9 protein-coding genes and 1 pseudogene are annotated in these 17,705 nt (G+C 66.6%); 7 read left to right on the plus strand and 3 right to left on the minus strand.

Annotated features, from left to right (window positions below):
- The first annotated feature begins 129 nt into the window (after positions 1 to 129).
- The 3 genes from ASF27_RS20820 to ASF27_RS22540 all read left to right on the plus strand — a co-directional run bounded on the left by ASF27_RS20820 (position 130) and on the right by ASF27_RS22540 (position 11,139).
- Positions 130 to 4,311, plus strand: a complete 4,182-nt coding sequence (locus ASF27_RS20820; protein ID WP_156467599.1) for a peptidoglycan-binding protein — start codon at positions 130 to 132, stop codon at positions 4,309 to 4,311.
- Complete coding sequence (locus tag ASF27_RS20825) at positions 4,308 to 10,292, plus strand: DUF3320 domain-containing protein (RefSeq protein ID WP_244481084.1); 5,985 nt, start codon at positions 4,308 to 4,310, stop codon at positions 10,290 to 10,292. Before ASF27_RS20820 ends, ASF27_RS20825 begins: the two co-directional genes overlap by 4 nt.
- A 505-nt stretch (positions 10,293 to 10,797) precedes the next feature.
- A complete protein-coding gene (locus ASF27_RS22540; RefSeq protein ID WP_156467600.1) occupies positions 10,798 to 11,139 on the plus strand; it encodes a hypothetical protein in 342 nt (113 codons plus the stop codon).
- Between the two features lie 520 nt (positions 11,140 to 11,659).
- Here ASF27_RS22540 and ASF27_RS20830 read toward each other — a convergent pair.
- The 3 genes from ASF27_RS20830 to ASF27_RS20840 all read right to left on the minus strand — a co-directional run bounded on the left by ASF27_RS20830 (position 11,660) and on the right by ASF27_RS20840 (position 14,824).
- Positions 11,660 to 12,838, minus strand: coding sequence for an HPP family protein (locus tag ASF27_RS20830; RefSeq protein WP_056363222.1), 1,179 nt, complete (start codon positions 12,836 to 12,838; stop codon positions 11,660 to 11,662).
- A gap of 161 nt (positions 12,839 to 12,999) precedes the next feature.
- Positions 13,000 to 14,250 (minus strand): formyl-CoA transferase, encoded by a 1,251-nt coding sequence (gene frc / locus ASF27_RS20835; RefSeq protein ID WP_056174328.1) that lies wholly within the window; start codon positions 14,248 to 14,250, stop codon positions 13,000 to 13,002.
- 100 nt (positions 14,251 to 14,350) lie between these two features.
- A complete protein-coding gene (locus ASF27_RS20840) occupies positions 14,351 to 14,824 on the minus strand; it encodes a PAS domain S-box protein (RefSeq protein ID WP_056304818.1) in 474 nt (157 codons plus the stop codon).
- Between the two features lie 368 nt (positions 14,825 to 15,192).
- On the opposite strand from ASF27_RS20840, the gene ASF27_RS20845 reads away from it, so the two are divergent.
- From ASF27_RS20845 to ASF27_RS20860, 4 genes and pseudogenes are all read left to right on the plus strand, one after another.
- Positions 15,193 to 15,618, plus strand: a complete 426-nt coding sequence (locus tag ASF27_RS20845; RefSeq protein WP_056304868.1) for an OsmC family protein — start codon at positions 15,193 to 15,195, stop codon at positions 15,616 to 15,618.
- A 37-nt stretch (positions 15,619 to 15,655) separates the two neighbouring features.
- A complete protein-coding gene (locus tag ASF27_RS20850; RefSeq protein ID WP_056262262.1) occupies positions 15,656 to 16,033 on the plus strand; it encodes a nuclear transport factor 2 family protein in 378 nt (125 codons plus the stop codon).
- The gene (locus ASF27_RS20855; protein WP_056363225.1) at positions 16,030 to 16,761 is read left to right on the plus strand and encodes an esterase; all 732 of its coding nucleotides are present in this window, start codon (positions 16,030 to 16,032) and stop codon (positions 16,759 to 16,761) included. Before ASF27_RS20850 ends, ASF27_RS20855 begins: the two co-directional genes overlap by 4 nt.
- Positions 16,762 to 17,013: 252 nt before the next feature.
- Positions 17,014 to 17,629 (plus strand): annotated as a pseudogene (locus ASF27_RS20860) (DUF938 domain-containing protein).
- Positions 17,630 to 17,705: the final 76 nt, after the last annotated feature.

The raw sequence follows: 17,705 nt of genomic DNA on the forward strand, positions 1-17,705 counted from the left end.
CAGATCCTTCAGCCGGCCGGCGACGGTTCGGCAACACCCTTGTATTCCGCTCAAATCTGTCCACGACAACCTTGAATAGGAGGCTCGAACCGGCGACACCTCTCTGATCGAGCGTGGCGGGAAAAGACCATGGCCTGGGGCGGATTGCGCGGTTTTTGTACTGCGATCGTGTTCACCGCGACGCTCGTTCCGGTTTCGGCTCAGGTTACGCCGCTCGATATCTTCGGCGGTCTCCTCGGAGCGGCTCAAGCTCAAGCCGCACGGGATGCCTGGGCGCGCCTGCCCAATGGGGATCGCTCCTGTCTCGATCGCGCCATGGCACGGCGGAACACCGATATCGCCGCGATGATCCAGCGGGGCATTGGCCCTGACGATGGTCGGCTGACCGGGTTCTTCACAGAATGCCGCCGTTTCACCGAGCCGAACCTGCGGCGCGGGTTCACTTGCACGATCCCGGACGAGAACGGTTGGTCGGTCGCGACCACCTGCAATCAGTCCTTTGCCTACCGCGATGGAAGCAACCGTGTTCAGCCCGTCGGGCCTCAGGAGGCCATCGATCTCCACTTCTCCGGAACCCGGATCGTTGTCGCCGACGTCGAGAGCGGTGAGGCTCGTGAAGCCCGACAGGCGCGCGTGGAGGCCCAAGGGCGGTCCGAGCAGCTCCAGGTTCACAAGGCTACTCTTGGAAACTTTCAGCGCGATGTCTCTCCCGTGGTCCGCTCCGAAGTCGCGCGGATCCAGAGCCGCCTCGAGCAGCAGCTGAACGCCCGCAACGGTCCGTCTGCGGCTGACACGGACGCGATCGCCCGCGAGGTCGCCAGCCTCGCGGCTCTGTCGCAGGCCGAAACCCTTCGCTTGGCAGCCCTTGATCGCATGAGCAGCCTGCGCGCCCAGGCTGAGGCGCGAACGAAGAACGATACGGCCGAGGGGCTGCGCAAGCGGCTCGCCGAGTTGCGGAAAGACGCCGTCGCCGTCTCCGAGCCGCCGCGTCCATCGCAAGCCGCCAAACCGGCCGCGGCGGTCGCACCGACAGGCGATCTCGGTCCGTCCTTCGATTGCGAACGAGCGAACACGCCTCTGCCGATCCTCATCTGCGAGGATGCCGGCCTGCGGCGCATCGACCTCGAGATGGCACGCGCGTTCTATGCGCTGCGCCACCTCAAGCCCGATGCTGGCGCGGAACTCAAGGCCGAGTCGAACGACCTCGTGAAGCGGACGCTCGACGTTTGCCGCATTCCTGAAACCGGCAAGGTCGCGGCGGGTCTGCGCACGAAGGCCGTCCCCTGCATCGCTGCGGCCTACCAGAAACAGAAGGCCGTCTGGGCGGCCCGCATCGGGCGGGATGGGCCGGTCTCCGCGCGGCAGGAAATCGACCGGCCGATCGACGAGCATGTATGGCTGCAGGCGGCCTTGCGTGACGCCGGCCATCTTCCTGCGGATGCCACCGCCGATGGCGTCTATGGCAGCATTACCCGCCGGGCCATCGTGGCCTACGCGGAGGCCGAAGGCTTGCCCGGTGACGGGTTTGTCGGAAACAACCTCGCCAGCCGACTCGGCCGCGGCAGTGCCCCAACAGCGGTGAGTGTCTCCTTCGTCACGGATCCGAGCCTGCCCGGGCGGATCGATGCCCTCACCCGGCGCTATGAGGTCTATCTGACGGATCTCGGGGTCGAGGAGCGGGATCGGACCTCACGCCAACAGGCCCAGCGCGATCTCGATGCGCAGCGCAAACGCGTTCAGCAGCTGCTCGACGGTCCGGTGCCAGACGACCTGCGACCGCAATTGGAGATCCTGCGGAAGCAGTCGGAAGGGGGAGCCCCGCAGGATCTGCCTCGCCTTGCTGAGACGCTTCAGCAGCGCTTTTCGCAGATTGAGCCGCGTGTGCGCGAAGCCGAGGCGGTCCAGCGCGCGGTCACGGACAAGAACCGCTTTCTCGTCGAGGGCGAGGCAGGCGATCTCCTGCTTCTCTACAACAGCTCCCCGCGTGCGGTCAGCGTGGTGCGCGGCCTCGACGGCAATCTCGTCTTCGATCCCGAGCGGACCGTCGCCTGCGTCGTACCGGACGTGCCGGCCGATCGCATCGCCCTGGAGCAGCTTGTCGCGAAGGCGCGCAATCTTGGCGCACCGGTCAAGGAAAAACTGGCTCCCTGTTCGAGCACCCAGCAGCAAAGCGCCGATCTCCTCGCTTTTGAGCGCGGTGCCTTGCGCGCGCAGGCAGGGCTGTTCGGCATGATCGCCTCCGCCGTCGATACCGGTGTCTATGCTCTCGGCGGAACGGTGCTGAAATCCGATATCGAGGCGGCGCGGCAGACGGAGGGGATCCGGGCTGCGGAGGCCGAAAGTGAGGTCGCCCGCGGTACCTCGAACGGTCTCGCCATCCTTGCATTCGGCAATGGGTCCCGCACGATCTGCCGGATCGCGACCGGCGACAAGGCACTCCATGATGGACTTCTGCAGCCCTACGACGCCTTGCTAAAGGCCGAGCTACGCGGCGCAACGACCACGGTGGCGTCGACCGCCGATGGGGCGTTCCTGTCGATCAAACGCGGTCAGTGCGGAGCCGTCTACGGCACGGCCAAGGACCAAGCTCTCCTAGCGAAGGGGCTTGCCCGTGACGGCATCACATACCGCTACCTGCCGATCTGGATCACCCCGGACGCGGTCGCCAAAGCGCAGAGCGCGCTGGCTGATCAGGATGCTGTCCAACGCCGCGCCCGCGAGCAGGACGAGCGTCAGCGTGAACGGGATCAGGCCGAGCGTAGCCGGAACGCGCTCGTCGAGCGCCTGCTGCGTGATCAGACCGAAGCCGAAGCCACCCTCAAGGGCGGCATCCCGCAGGATCTGCAGACGTTCCTCAGCGGATTCATCGCCGAGGTCACTTCGATCACGGCCGAAACGCCAGATGCCCGTTTGAAGGAACTCACCGAGGCATATGCTGGAAAGCGCGGTCGCATCGACGCGGCGGCAAAGCTTGCCCGAGCGATCACCGCCAAAAGCCGCTTCCTCATGGAGGGCGGACGCGGCGACCTGATCGTTCTGTACAATGACAGCGGTAAGGCCCCATCCGTCGTGCGCAACCTGCGCGGCGAACTCGTGTTCGAGGACGGGCGGGGGGCCGCGTGCCTGTACCATGCGGCCCTGTCGGACGTTTTTCTCAACCGTCAGATCCGCGACCGCAGTGCGGCTCTCGGAGCCAAGCTCGAACTGCCGCTCTCGACCTGCGGCGCGAACAGCCTCGCGCAGCAGGATCTGATCATCGCCGAGCGCGAACGTCTCCTGCGCGAGCCCGTGGACCGGGTGATCACCCTCGTCGAGGCCGTGAATGGCAACCTGTTTGCCAAGCTTGACGTCCTCGATGCCGGCGCGCTCGCCTCCGTCCGTCAGGCGGAGGCTGCCAAGGCCAACGAGATCGAGGCCCTGGTGCGCGAGCGCAAGGGCGACGGCTTCGGTGTGGTCGGCGTGCCCAACAGTTCAAGCGTGCTCTGCCGGGTCGCCCCCGAGAAGGCCGAGGCGCATGCGGCGATCCTCACCCGCCTCTCAGACCGGATCGGCGACGAGCTTCCCGGCCAGATCGTCGTCACACCGACTTCGGCCGATGGCGCGTTCATCGCGATCAAACGCGGCGAATGCGGCGCGGTCTACGCCGCATCGGCAGATCTTGCGACGATCACCGCCGCCATGACCCGGGACGGCATCGGCCACCGCTACCTGCCCCTGTGGATCGAACCGACCGAGGTCTCCCAAACGCAAAGCGACATCGATCAGGGCAAGACTCGCACCGCCCAGGAGCAGTTCAAGCGTCAGCGCGAACTGGACGAGCGGCGGCAACTCGACAGCGCCAAAGCCAACGAGGAGGGTGTCCGACGGGCTGCTCAGGAGCGTGCCCTGCGGGTCCAATACGGTGAGCGGGCACGCTTCTTCGAGCAGGCCCTTGGCGAGGAAGCGCAGGCCTTCGCAACCGGCGAGCGCCCCGTGGGATTCACGGGACGCTATCCCAAACTCGCGCAACATTATCAGGACCAGCGCGATGACCGCTGGGAGTTCATGTCGTCCGAGACGCGGATCCTCGATTACGGCACCGCCCTCTACAAGGACCGTCCCTTAGAGACCGCCCTGGCGACGACGCGCATCAAGATGCGAAACCGCATCAAAGGCGAGTACCAGGACGTCTGCTACGTGACCGGCTACGTCAACGATGCAGAGTTCGGCCTCATGCGGGACCCGTTCGGCGAGAGCTGCGACGAAGTCGGTCCTAAACTTGCCCGCTACAAACAGGGCGAACGCTTCTCGAGCCGGTGGATCGTACAGTGAACGGTGAGACGATCGAACCCGCCGTGGACATCGGTGTCGCGGACACCGTCCAGGTCGCTTGCTCAGCCACGGAGCATGTCAGCCTCGCGTACTACGAGAACGCGATTCCCGTAATCCGCGAGATCGTGATCACGAACGCGTCCGAAGAGGACCTCACTGATCTGCGGCTGCAGATCGAGAGCCGGCCTGCCGTAGTGCAGCCTCTGACCCTGCGCATCGATCGCATTCCGGCGGGCTCAAACCATCACATCGAGACCCCCGATATCCGCCTTGATGCAGCACTGCTCGCCGGCTTCACCGAGGCGAGCCGGCTCGAACTGACGACGATCCTGGAGGATGCGGCCGGCGAACGCGCGCGGAGCGTGGCTGAAATTCGCCTGCTTCCCCCCTCTCACTGGGGGGGCGGTCGCAGTGCGCCGGAACTGCTGGCGGCCTTTGTGCGGCCGAACGATCCGGCAGTGGACGTCGTCCTGCGCGATGCCGCCACGAAGCTCGGCGAAGCCGGCCGCGAATCTGGTCTGAACGGCTACACGACGCAGAAGAAGGCCCGTGCGTGGGAGCTCGCCGAGGCGATCTGGGCGGCCATCGCCGATCGTCGTATCGCCTATGTCCTGCCGCCGGCGAGCTTCGAGCAGGCCGGTCAGAAGGTGCGCGGTCCGAGCGATGTCCTGGAACGCAAGGTCGGCACCTGCCTCGATCTCTCCCTGCTCTACGCCGCCTGCCTCGAACAGGCAGGGCTGAACCCGGTGCTGGTGCTCACGACCGGCCATGCCTTCGTCGGCGTCTGGCTGCAGGATGACGACTTCGCGAACGCGACCGTCGATGACATGCAGCTGCTCCGCAAGCGGCGTGACCTCCAGGATCTGGTCTTCGTCGAGACGACGCTCCTTACTTCCGATCCACCGGCGACGTTCAAGATCGCTACGACGCGTGGGAGTGTTCAGGTCGAGGACGACGCACCGGCGGCGCTCGAGATTGCCATCGATGTCCGACGCTGCCGCCGGCGCGGGATCCGTCCAATGGATCTCGGCGGCGGGAAAACGACGGACCTCGCGCCCGCGCCGACGATCCCCCTGAACCAGACGCTGTCCGCGCCGCCGAGCTTCGAAGAGGAAGCGCGCGCCTCGGTCGACGAGGCCCCCGAGACCCCGGTCGGACGCGTGGAGCGCTGGAAGCGCAAGCTCCTCGACCTGACGCTGCGCAACAAATTGCTGAACTTCAAACTGGGCAAAGGCTCCGTCAGCCTTGAATGCGTCTCCCCGGGAGCGTTGGAAGATGGCCTTGCGGCGGGGACCGAGTATCGCCTGAAGCCACTCTCGGACGTGCTGACCGGATCCGACGAGCGCAGCGCCGATCTCTACGCCCGACGCCACCACGACGACGGCCGCCGCAGCTATCTTGAGGCAGCCCTCGCCCGAAAGGAGATCTACACGACCTCGACCGAGGCCGATCTCGATCGTCGCCTGCTCGACCTCTACCGGCTTGCCCGCAACGGCTTCGAGGAGGGCGGAGCCAATATCCTCTTCCTCGCTATCGGCTTCCTATCGTGGACCAAGAAAGAGGGCGAGGCCGCCTATCGCGCCCCGTTGCTCCTCGTCCCTGTCACCCTCAAGCGATCGAGTGTGCGCGCCGGTTTCAAGCTCGCTCTCCACGACGACGAGGTGCGAATCAACCCAACCCTGCTGGAGATGCTGCGCGAGGACTTCAAGCTGCGCATGCCGGAGTTGGAGGGGGATCTTCCCAGGGACGGGGCTGGGTACGACGTCGACGGCATCTTCCGAATTGTCCGCCAGCACGTGAAAGAGCTGCGTGGCTGGGAGGTCGTGCCGGAGGTTGTGCTCTCCGCCTTCTCCTTCACCAAGTACCTGATGTGGAAGGACTTGGTCGACCGGGCGGAGGTTCTGAAGCGCAACCCCGTCGTGCGCCACCTCATCGAGACGCCCAAGCATTCCTACGGCGACGGCACGCCGTTCCCCGAGCCGACCCGGCTCGACCGGGAGCATCCGCCGGAGACCGTCTTCGCTCCGCTCTCGGCCGATTCCTCGCAACTCTCGGCGGTCCTCGCGGCCGCCAGCGGCAAGGACTTCGTGCTGTTCGGGCCGCCCGGTACCGGCAAGAGCCAGACGATCGGCAACATGATCGCCCAGTGCCTCGCGCAGGGGCGTACCGTGTTGTTCGTCTCGCAGAAGACCGCTGCCTTGGAGGTCGTGCAGCGCCGCCTGCAGGAAATCGGCCTCGGCGACTACTGCCTGGAGGTCCATTCGACCAAGGCACAGAAATCGGCCGTGCTCGGACAGCTGCGCCGGGCCTGGCACGAGCGCTCGACCCCATCGCAGGGCACCTGGGACGCGGCGACGAGCGAACTCGCGAGCCTGCGCGAGGAACTTAACGCCCTCGTGAACGCCCTGCATCGGCGGCGCGAGAACGGGCTCTCTGCCTATGAGGCCTTCGGTCGTGTCATAGCGGCCGGAGGTGCCGAGACGCCGCTCGTCCTCACATGGCCGGATCACCTTGCCCACGACGACACGACGCTCGCCAACCTGCGCGCGGCTTGCCGAGAGCTTCGTCCCGTCCTCGCGTCCGTCGGGTCGCTGCTGGATCACCCGCTTCAGGGTGTCGAGGCCACCCAGTGGTCGCCGGTCTGGCGCGATGACATGGGCGTTGCGATCCGGGCCGTGGAGCAGACGCTCGGCGCGCTCCGGGTCAGCGGCCAGGCCTTCGCCGCGGCGATCGGGTTACCTTCCCTGCTCTCGACCTACGCCGGCACGCGCGGACTGGTGGTGCTCGGCAACTACCTCATGCGGTCGGAAGCGTGCTGCGGGGCCGCCTTCCTCGCCGACGGAGCCGGCGACCTGCGCCGGGCCGTCGCCGCGCGCGAGCGCTTCCAGGCCACGAAGGCCCAGCTGCTCGGCCGGCTCAACGGCCAATACGGTCCAGGCATCCTGGATCAGAATCTGAGCGCTCTGCTGGCCGAGTGGGTCGCCGCACAGGGGGCGAACTTCCTGGTCAAGGGCGGCAAGCTGAGGAGGGTGTCCGCCCAGCTTCAACCCTACGCGGAGGGGCCACTGCCAGCCGATCTCGGGCCGGATCTCACGGGTTTGATTGAAGTCGCCAAGCACGTGAAAGCCGGATGTCTGGAAGAATTGATCCTTTCCCGGCTCGGGTTGCCGTGGAGCAATCCGGACTGCCCGGCGTCCGAGTTCGCCTCGGCCATCATCTGGGCCGAGAAGGTCGAGCAGCTGCTCGATATTCTCGGGCCCCTGTCCCTTGGGATTGACGGCTTGCGCGATCATCTCGTTCAACTCGTCGAGCGCCAAGGCCGCGCCCTCGCCGAGGGCGGCCGCATCGCGCAGAGCTACAGCGCCTTCGCTCAGGATCGTGTGAGGGCGAACGACGCGATGAAGGCGCTCGGCCTCCTGGCCGGTCGCGCCGATCCCGAAGAGCCGTTGGCCGCCGAAGCCGATTGGATCGAACAGAGCCTCGCACGCGCCCTGCGTTGGGGCTCGGGATTGGCGGGGCGAGCCCAGGGGTGGTGCGCTTGGCAGGCCGCAGCCCAGAACGCCCGCCAGACCGGTCTCTCACCGCTGATCGATGCGCTGCAAGAGGGGCGTGTTGCCCCCGACCGCGCCGAGACCGCCTTCAAGACTATCTATGCGCGCTGGTGGATCGACCGTGTTGTCAGCCACGACCCGGTACTTCGGCGCTTCCTGCCAGAGCGGCACGAGGATGCCATCCAGCGCTTCCGCGCCGCCGATGCCCGCGTCACCGAGCTCTCGAAGCAGGTCGTCCGCTCGCGCCTTGGTGGCGGCATTCCAGGGGCGACCACCTTCGGAGCCGATCCGGAATGGGGCACGCTCTCGCACGAGCTGACCAAGAAGACGCAGCACATGCCGCTGCGCAAGCTGTTCGGCCGGATGCCGACGGCGCTGACCAAGCTCACCCCTTGCGTGATGATGAGCCCGCTCTCGATCGCGCAGTACCTGCCGCCCGACAAGGAGCCGTTCGACGTCGTCATCTTCGACGAGGCCTCCCAGATCTCGCCGTGGGACGCCATCGGCGCGCTCGCCCGGGCGAAGCAGGTCGTCATCGTCGGCGATCCCGAGCAGTTGCCGCCGACCAACGTCGGTGACCGTGGCGTCGACGACATCGAGGATGGGAGCGACGTCACGGATCAAGAATCGATCCTCGACGAATGCCTCGCCGCCAACATCCCTCGGCGGAACCTCGCTTGGCACTATCGCAGCCGCCACGAGAGCCTGATCGCCTTCTCGAACAGCCGCTACTACGGCGGCCGGCTGGTCACGTTCCCGTCGCCGGTAACCGACGACCGGGCTGTCCGGCTCACCCTCGTGCCGGATGGGGTCTACGAACGAGGAGCGGGCCGCGTGAACCGCCCCGAGGCCCGCGCCGTCGTTGCCGAGATCGTGCGTCGCCTGCGCGAGCCGAGCTTCGCCGAGGAGCGGCGCTCGCTCGGCGTGGTCACCTTCAACGGCGAGCAGCAGCGCCTGATCGAGAACCTCCTCGATGAGCAGCGGCGCTCATACCCCGAACTGGAGCCGTTCTTCGACAAGGACCGCTGGCACGAACCCGTGTTCGTGAAGAACCTCGAGAACGTGCAGGGCGACGAGCGCGACGCCATCATTTTCTCGGTCGCGGTCGGGCCGGACCCGAGTGGGCGTCCGGTCACCACGGTGTCGTCGCTCAACAGGGACGGCGGTCACCGCCGCCTGAACGTTGCGATCACCCGCGCCAGGCGCGAACTCGTGGTGTTTGCGTCGCTCCGCCCCGAGCAGATCGATCTCGGTCGCACCCGGGCGCAGGGCGTGCGCGACTTCAAGCACTTCCTCGAATTCGCCGATCGCGGCGCGCGGGCGCTGGCCGAAGCCTTCGCGCCGACCGGTGGCGATGTGGAATCACCGTTCGAAGCCGCCGTGATGGCGGGGCTCCAGGCAAGAGGCTGGACCGTCCACGCGCAGATCGGCGTATCCGGTTTTCGGATCGACCTCGGCATCGTCCACCCCGACGCCCCCGGACGATATCTCGCCGGCGTCGAGTGCGATGGCGCGACCTACCACAGCTCAGCCACGGCCCGGGACCGAGACCGCCTACGCGAGCACGTGCTGACCGATCTCGGGTGGCGCATCCGCCGAGTGTGGAGCACCGAGTGGTGGATGGACGCCAAGGGCGCGCTCGCCAAGCTCGATCAGCGCTTGGTCGAGGATCTCGAAGCCGATCGCGCCAAGGCCGCGGCGGCAGCGCTAATCGACGTCGCTGTCGAACCCGAAGTCGTCGAGCAAGACCGCGAGGAGCCGACGGCGGAGCCTGAAGTCGCTCCACCCGTCGTCGAGATGCCGAGCGAGCCCGCGAACGACCCGGCCCCTGTCACCGACGCCATTCCGCAGCGCCTTTACGCCGATCAGGCCCTGCCGGTCGCGTTGCCGGCCCCAAGGCTGGCAGTCGAGGATGACGTGCGGGACTACAGAATGGCGGATCTGAATGATCTCGGCCGACCGGTCGAACCGGGCCGGTTCTACGATGCGTCCTACCGACCGGCGCTTAGCGCCATGGTCGACCATGTCCTCTCTGTGGAAGGCCCAATCTACGAGGAACTGCTTATTCGCCGCGTCGCCCGCGCTCACGGCATTCAGCGGGTCGGCCCGCTTGTCCGTGACGCCATCGCCAGCCAAGTCGATGCATCCGTCGCGCGAACCGAGGATGATGGACGCCCCGTGCTCTGGCCGCGTGGTGAGGAGCCCCGCATGAGCTATCCTCACCGCCCGGCCGATGCGGCTGTCCGCAGTCACGCCGATACGCCGATGCCGGAACTCGTCGGGATCGCGATAACCCTACCGTCCAATGCCTCGGAAGCCGAGCGCGCCAGGATGATCGGCCAGCGCCTCGGGTTGTCACGTATCGAATCCGCCGCGCGGGCTCGGTTCGAGAAGGCAAGCGAACTCGCCCGCCAATCAGCCTCATCGTGAGATGGGGATGCGCGTTGGCATCGTCACCGCTCTGGTTCTGCTAAGCAGCTTTGAGCCTGCGCTTGCGCAAGGCGTGCAGGACGATCCGCGCCGAAGGCGGCTCGTCCTGCCTTCGGTTCGAGAGGCGACCGACTGCATCGCGCGTGAATCGCTGAACGAACCAGGCATCGAGGATGCAACACGACCTGGCCAGTTCCGAGCCGCCCTTGCTCCGCCTATGCGCCGCTGCGCCGACGACGTGGACGCGATGATCGCGGCTCACGATCAGGTCTACTATCCGGGCTACGGCGAAGCTTTTTTTTCAAGGTCCGTATCTGCAGGATCTCGTCCGGGCCATCCAAAAGCGTATCGGCCCCGAACTAGCGCGTCGTGCTTCCGAAGCTGCAGACCGTGCCGCAGCTGCGCAACAACCAAGCACGAGCCTTCAAACCACTCAGAACGTCCCTAAGCCTCTCTATCAGATGATGGAGCAGGCTACCTCGGCGTTCTCGTCGACGCGAGGGAGGTGAAGCGCCTGGTGCAGGGCGCGCCTCTCGACGGACTCACGGCGCGTGCCATTGAAAAGCGGCTTGGGACAAGCACGAAGGTTGTGGTCGGGCTTATTGAAAAAGGCTACCTTCCGACGCGGACCTGCATCAATCCCATCAACCGATGCCCAGTTCAAATCGTTGACAATGCGGTCTTCAACGCATTCGATAAGAAATACATTCTGTTATCGGAGATGGCAGAAATCTTTGAGACCATACCGGTTGTCATGATGCGAAAACTTGAAGATGCTGGCATCGCACCTGCCATCCAGAGAGATGAGGTCGGAGCGACGTTCTATTTCCGGGAACATCGGCAATAGACATAAATCTTATTCGAAATCCCAGAATACCGTTACAAGGCTCCGAGAAAATCGGGGCCTTTTCTTTTTAAAAAACAGAAATGATGCAGGTCGGATAGCCATTTTATGCTGCGATAATAGCAGGATTATCCTGTCATCGTAGCAGGTTTTTGCTGACAATTTTGGGTGCCAATAGCAATCAGAGCCAATTCCACATCAATGAAATCAACGACTTAGCAGGCTGTTTCGGAAATGATATGGTGCTCGTCACGTGACTGGTGCGGAAGGAATCGATGTTCGTCCGCGTTACCAGGAACGGTGTCAGCGACGGTGAGCGATGTGTGTCCGCTGCAACCATGACAAGGCAGGCCGTCCGGGTCGGACGGCCTGAATGGGAAACGTGTGAGTCCAAACACCGCCGAGACCAATATCGGAACAGTGCCCTCTCGGGTTCGATCGTTTGGGGTAGGCGGTGTGGTTCGGGTGTGATTCAGGGGATCGGCGTCTGAGGGAGGCGTGCGATGCCTTCAGCGCTCAGCTCTCACGTGAGGGCAGGTTCGGATGCGGTCGCAGCCCGGTCGCGTACGCCCACGGCCTCCGCCAGCAGTTCGGCCACGAGGTCGGCCTGGGAGACGATGCCGACGAGCCGATCGTCCGGACCGACGACCGGCAGGTGTGATAGGCCGTCATCGGACATCCACGGCACGAGGTCGGCGATAGGCGTGTCGGCGCGGACGGACCGGACGGGGCTGGTCATGATGTCCTCGACGCTGCCGTGCGGGGCGCGGCCACGGGCCAGGGTGAGGGCGAGGCGCCGCGCGACCCCGAGCCGCGGGCCGGGCCGCTCCCACACGGTCTTGTCGAGGAGGTCCGTCTGCGTGACGATCCCGAGGATGCGAGCGCCTTCGTCGGTCACCGGCAGCGCTTTGACGCGGTGGTGGCGCAGGAGGCCGAGGGCTTCGTGCAGGGGCGCTTGCGGCGCCACGGCGATGACGTTGCGGGACATGATGGCCGCGCAGGTGATCGGGCCGGCGGCACGCCTCCGATACCCTTCGAGCTGAACTCGCCCCAGGATCGCCGCGAGGTCGTCGCGTGCCACATCCAGGACGCCATCATACGCGGCGAGGACCGCGTCCAGATCTGCGTGGGTGACGCTCCGGGTGGACGGCGCTGGATCGGCGGTGCCGTGCCCGGGGGCGGCCCGGTGCGGATAGGCCCGTCCGGTGAGGTTGTTGAACACGATCGCGACGGCGAGGATCGCGACCGAATTGGCGCCCACGGGCCATAGGACGAAACCGTAGCCGAGGTCGTGGATGGCCGGGCCGCCGAGTACCGCCGTGAGGGCGACGGCGCCGCTCGGCGGGTGAAGGCAGCGCAGGGTCGTCATCAGGGCGATGGCAGTGCCGATCGCCACCGCCGCCGCCGCGAGGGGATCCGGGATCGCGGCCGCGGCCGTGACGCCGACGAGGGCCGCGACACCGTTGCCACCGAGGATCGACCAGGGTTGGGCGAGCGGGCTCGCCGGGACGGCGAAGAGCAGAACCGCCGAAGCGCCCATGGGGGCGATGAGCACCGGCAGCACCGCGTCGGCTCCGAGGGCGAGGCGGGCGATCAGCCCCGTGACCAGGATGCCGACGAGGGCACCTGCCGCCGCACGCAGGCGCTCGCGCCGGCTCGGCGGCGGAGTGTCCGGCAGGAGCTGACGCAGGAACTGTCGCATCGTCGGAGCGGGCCTCGGCGTTCTATTTAGGCGGAAGGCTGCCGACCGATTCGTAGCGGAAGAGCGTGGCGCGGCAATCGGGGCCGAGCGTGACCGGTGTGATCACGACGCGCACGGCGCGCCCCGGGGCGCGCCGATTGGTTGTCAGGCGAAGGCCGATCCTAGACGGCGCGAGCCTGATGCAGGTGCTCGATCTGCTGCTGGGTGTAGCCGAGGTCGAGCAGCACTTCGTCGGTGTGCTCGCCGAGCAGCGGCGAGGCCTTGATGTCGACGCTCATGTCCGAGAACTTGATCGGGCTGCCGACGGTCAGGTACGAGCCGAGCTTCGGGTGCTGCACCTCGACGACGGTGCCGCTGGCGCGGAGCGACGGATCGACGGACAGTTCCTTCATCGACAGGACCGGCGAGCACGGGATATCGAACTTGCGCAGGATGTCGACGGCCTCGAACTTGGTCTTGTCGGCGAGCCAGGCCTCGATGACCGCGAACACGTCGAAGATCTTGTCCTGACGGGCGCGGGCGGTGTTGTAGGCCGGATCATCGATCCACTCCTCCTTGCCGATGGCCTTGCAGATCGGCGCCCAGGCATGACCCTGGATGGTGAAGTAGATGTAGGCGTTGGGGTCGGTCTCCCAGCCCTTGCACTTGAGCACCCAGCCGGGCTGGCCGCCGCCGCCGGCGTTGCCGCCACGCGGCACCACGTCGGTGAATTCGCCGTGGGGATATTGCGGGTATTCCTCGAGGTAGCCCAGGGCATCGAGGCGCTGCTGGTCGCGCAGCTTCACCCGGCAGAGGTTGAGCACCGAATCCTGCATCGACACGGCGACCTTCTGGCCGGTGCCGGTCTTGTTCTTGTGGTGGAGCGCCGTGAGGATGCCGATGGCGAGATGCATGCCGGTGTTGGAATCGCCGAGCGCGGCGGCGCTGACGGTGGGCGGCCCATCCCAGAAGCCCGTGGTGGAGGCAGCACCCCCGGCGCACTGCGCCACGTTCTCGTAGACCTTGAGGTCTTCGTAATGGTGACCGTCCGAGAAGCCCTTCACCGAGGCGAGGATCATGCCCGGGTTCAGCTCCTGAATGCGCGCCCAGGAAAAGCCCATGCGATCGAGGGCACCGGGGCCGAAATTCTCGACCATCACGTCCGACTGCCGGATCAGCGTCTCGAGGACTTCCTTGCCCTCGGGCGTCTTGGTGTCGAGGGTGAGCGAACGCTTGTTCGAATTCAGCATGGTGAAGTAGAGGGCGTCGGCATCCTCGACGTGGCGCAACTGCGTGCGGGTCACGTCGCCGGAGCCCGGCCGCTCGACCTTGATCACGTCGGCGCCGAACCAGGCGAGCAATTGCGTGCAGGCGGGTCCGGCCTGGACGTGGGTGAAGTCGATGATCTTGATACCCTCGAGCGGCTTGCTCATGGTGGCGTTCTCCCTGATCGGTCGGTGACGGACACGCTGGTCTGTTGAAAGGCCCGCTTTGCTGCGGGTCTGGTGTTGGCCTTGGCGGCTTGTGGCCCGGTCAGGCCGTCTCCACCGCGCCCTGGGGCAGGACACGGGATTCCAGTTCGGCGACGCGGCGGCGCAGGTCGCGCTCCTCGGTCCAGCGCCGCGTCTCGTCGCGGATGATGGCGGCGATGCCCGTCACCGCGCCGTCGGGGCGGTGCAACAGCCCCACCGTGAAGGCGATGGAGAGGGCATGGCCGTCCTTGTGGATCGCCGGAACCCGTAGAACGTCGGCGCCGTACTTGGTGATGCCGGTCCGCATGGTCTCGAAGTAGCCGTCCCAGTGGCGCCGGCGCTGGCGCTCCGGGGTGATGAGATCGAGGGACTGGCCCATCGCCTCCGCGGCCGTGTGGCCGAAGATACGCGTGGCGGCGGCGTTCCAGACCACGATGGCGCCCGACGGATCGGACACCACCACGGCATCGCCGATGGCTTCCACCAGACCGAGGACGTCGAACGCCTGTGCGGGGGCTCCGCCGGGATCGGCCATCGTTCAGCGCGTGCTCAGGGTGTCTTCGCTGCGCAGCACCACAGACGTTCGCAAGTGCAGCAAGGACGGAACGAAGTGGCGTCGAGGGATCGTCACGCGCATGATCGGTTCCTCCGGGCTTTGATTCGACATCGACGGCAACGAGAGCCGCAACGACAGTCTCCTGGGCGTGACGAGGACTTGCTTTTTCTGTCCGCCCGTTGTTGGTATTTGGTATGCCAAGCATTTCGGACTGTCAACCGACCATCCTGCCCGCCTCGGAGGAGCTGTCCTGCTCTCCTGCACTCGCGGGCGCCAAAGCGCCGCTCGGTCCGGCAGCGTCAGCGGGTTCGGCCGCCGTCGACGCGGCGGCCGGCCGTGGTCCAGGCATTCGGATCACCCAGGACGCGGCCTATCGCTTCACCGTGGATTTCGGTGGCCTCGCCGCGGTCCTGTCCGTCGACGAGGCGCCCCCCGCCGGTGAGGGGTTCGGTCCTTGCCCGGAACAGCTCCTCGTGGCGGCGGTCTCGAACTGCCTGTGCGCCTCCATGGTGTTCGCCCTCGGCAAGTTCCGCCAGGAGGCGGGCGGCGTGGCGGCGGATGCCCATTGCCGGATCGTGCGAAACGCCGAAGGGCGCCTGCGGATCGGCGGAATCGAGGTCGCCATCGCGCTGGGCGCATCGGCCGAGGCTATGCCGCGCCTCGACCGGGTGCTGGAGCAGTTCGAGCGCTTCTGCACCGTGTCGCAGAGCGTCGAGGCCGGAATTCCCGTGGCGGTGACCGTCGCGGACGGCACCGGGCGGCGCCTGCGCTGACACCGAATCGAGATTACAGCGAAGGGAAACATCAGCGATGCCCGAGACCGACCGCTCACGCGCCGAGGCACCCGAAGACCTTGCCCGCCTCTTCCATGCCCGCGCCAATGCGGGTGATGTCGAGGGTCTGGTCGCCCTCTACGAACCCGAGGCCGTCGTGGCGGCCGGCGCCGTCGTGGCCACGGGCCATGCCGAGATCCGGACGTTCTACGCCGACCTGCTTGCGCGCAAATCGAACTTTCCGGCCGTCGAGGCCCTGCCGGCTCTCCGCAACGGCGACCTCGCCATGACCTTCGCGCGCCTGCCCAATGGGCAGATCTCCGTGGAGACGGCGCGCTTGCAGGCCGATGGCGGCTGGCTCTGGGTGATCGACCAGCTCAAGATCAAACCCCTCACCCCGGCGGACGCCGCATGACCCGGACTCTCGCCGGTCCGACGGAACCCGACGCCGTCGTCCTCGCGCCGGAGCTCACAGGGCGACTCGGCTTCGCCCATCGCCTGGCGACGACGACGCCCCTGCCGCCCGGCCGGCATGCCCTCGGCCTGTTCGACAATCGTGACGCTGTTCTAGTGGTGCCCGAGGGGTTGGCGCCCGGCCGACCCGTGCCGTTGGTGGTGCTGTTCCACGGCGGCGGCGGCAGCGCGGAGCGGATCCTGCCGATGCTCGAGGCCCATGCTGCGGCGGAGGGGTTCCTGCTGCTGGCGCCCCAATCGCTGTTCCCGACCTGGGATCTCGTGATCGGCGGCCACGGCCCGGATCGGGAGCGCCTGTCCGTGGCCCTGGCGGCGGTGGCGGCGCGGTTTCCCCTCGATCCGGCGCGGCTCGTCTTCGCGGGGCATTCCGACGGCGGCAGCTACGCCCTGTCCCTCGGCCTCGCCAACGGCGACGTGGTCACCCACGTCGTCGCATCCTCGGCCGGGTTCCTGTCCGTACACCTGCAGGTCGGTGCGCCCCGGATCTTCGTCTCCCACGGCACACGCGACGAACAGATCCCCATCGACCGCAGCGCCCGCGTCCACGTCGCACGCCTGCGTGCCGCCGGCTACGCCGTGACGGCGGTCGAGTATGACGGCCCGCACGCCCACCAGCCGGAGATCGTCGCCCAGGCGGTGGCTTTCCTTCGCGCAACGGTGGAAACTTGAGCTGCTAGGCTCGTCAGGACCGCAACCGTGAAACGGCCTCCTCCGCCCGTAGGCCGGCGAGGTCGGCTGGTGCGACGGCATCGAGCGGCTCGGGGAAGGGAGCCGGGTCGGGACGGCAGAACGCCAACGTATAACATACGACTTCTAGCTCGACTGTTATATCATTTCAACTAGGAGATTCATTTCAGCAGCGGTGTCAGGCGATGCTGAGACCAGACGCGCATGATCGGCGGCGTCATGGGAGGTTTGGCGATGTCGGATGACGAAGCACTGTATGCGCCAGCGGTCCCACGCAACCGGGAGCCCATCGGCGCGGCTTTGGCTAGCGTTCTGCCGCGCTTCGGCACCGTGCTGGAAGTGGCGAGCGGCACGGGTGAGCACCCTCCACTGGGCGGCGACGTTTCCCCATCTGATCTGGCAGCCGAGCGATCCGGACCCGGTGGCACGGCGCAGCATCGTCGCCCACACCCGCGCGACGGCATGCGCCAATCTCCGTCCCCCGCTGGACCTCGACGTGTCCATGCCGCATTGGCCGATACCCCGCGCCGATGCCATCGTGTGCATCAACATGATTCACATCGCACCCTGGGCCGCGACGCCAGGGTTGATGGCCGGCGCCGTCCGCTTGCTGCCGCCGGGCGGGGTACTGGTCCTGTACGGTCCGTTCCGAGAGCACGGAGTACGGCTCGCGGACAGCAACGCCGCCTTCGACGCAGACCTGCGCGCCCGCGATCCGGCCTGGGGGCTGCGCGACCTTTCGGCCGTGACCCGTGCTGCCGAAGCCCACGGCCTCGCCCTCTCCCAGCATGTCGCCATGCCGGCCAACAACCTGTTCGTGGTGTTTCGCAAGGCTGATCCGGCTCGATGAAGCGCCTGGATGCGTGCCGGATCGCACCCTCGCCCTCGAAGGAGAATGAACGTTCATTGACGTGAGAATGAACGTT

This window comes from Methylobacterium sp. Leaf102 (assembly GCF_001422425.1).
GTDB lineage: Bacteria > Pseudomonadota > Alphaproteobacteria > Rhizobiales > Beijerinckiaceae > Methylobacterium.

Bases quoted from the DNA above. Each gene is read 5' to 3' on its own strand.
- frc (WP_056174328.1), bottom strand. From the start codon at position 14,250: ATGAGCAAGCCGCTCGAGGGTATCAAGATCATCGACTTCACCCACGTC.
- ASF27_RS20855 (WP_056363225.1), top strand. From the start codon at position 16,030: ATGACCCGGACTCTCGCCGGTCCGACGGAACCCGACGCCGTCGTCCTC.
- ASF27_RS20830 (WP_056363222.1), bottom strand. From the start codon at position 12,838: ATGCGACAGTTCCTGCGTCAGCTCCTGCCGGACACTCCGCCGCCGAGC.
- ASF27_RS20820 (WP_156467599.1), top strand. From the start codon at position 130: ATGGCCTGGGGCGGATTGCGCGGTTTTTGTACTGCGATCGTGTTCACC.
- ASF27_RS20840 (WP_056304818.1), bottom strand. From the start codon at position 14,824: ATGGCCGATCCCGGCGGAGCCCCCGCACAGGCGTTCGACGTCCTCGGT.
- ASF27_RS20850 (WP_056262262.1), top strand. From the start codon at position 15,656: ATGCCCGAGACCGACCGCTCACGCGCCGAGGCACCCGAAGACCTTGCC.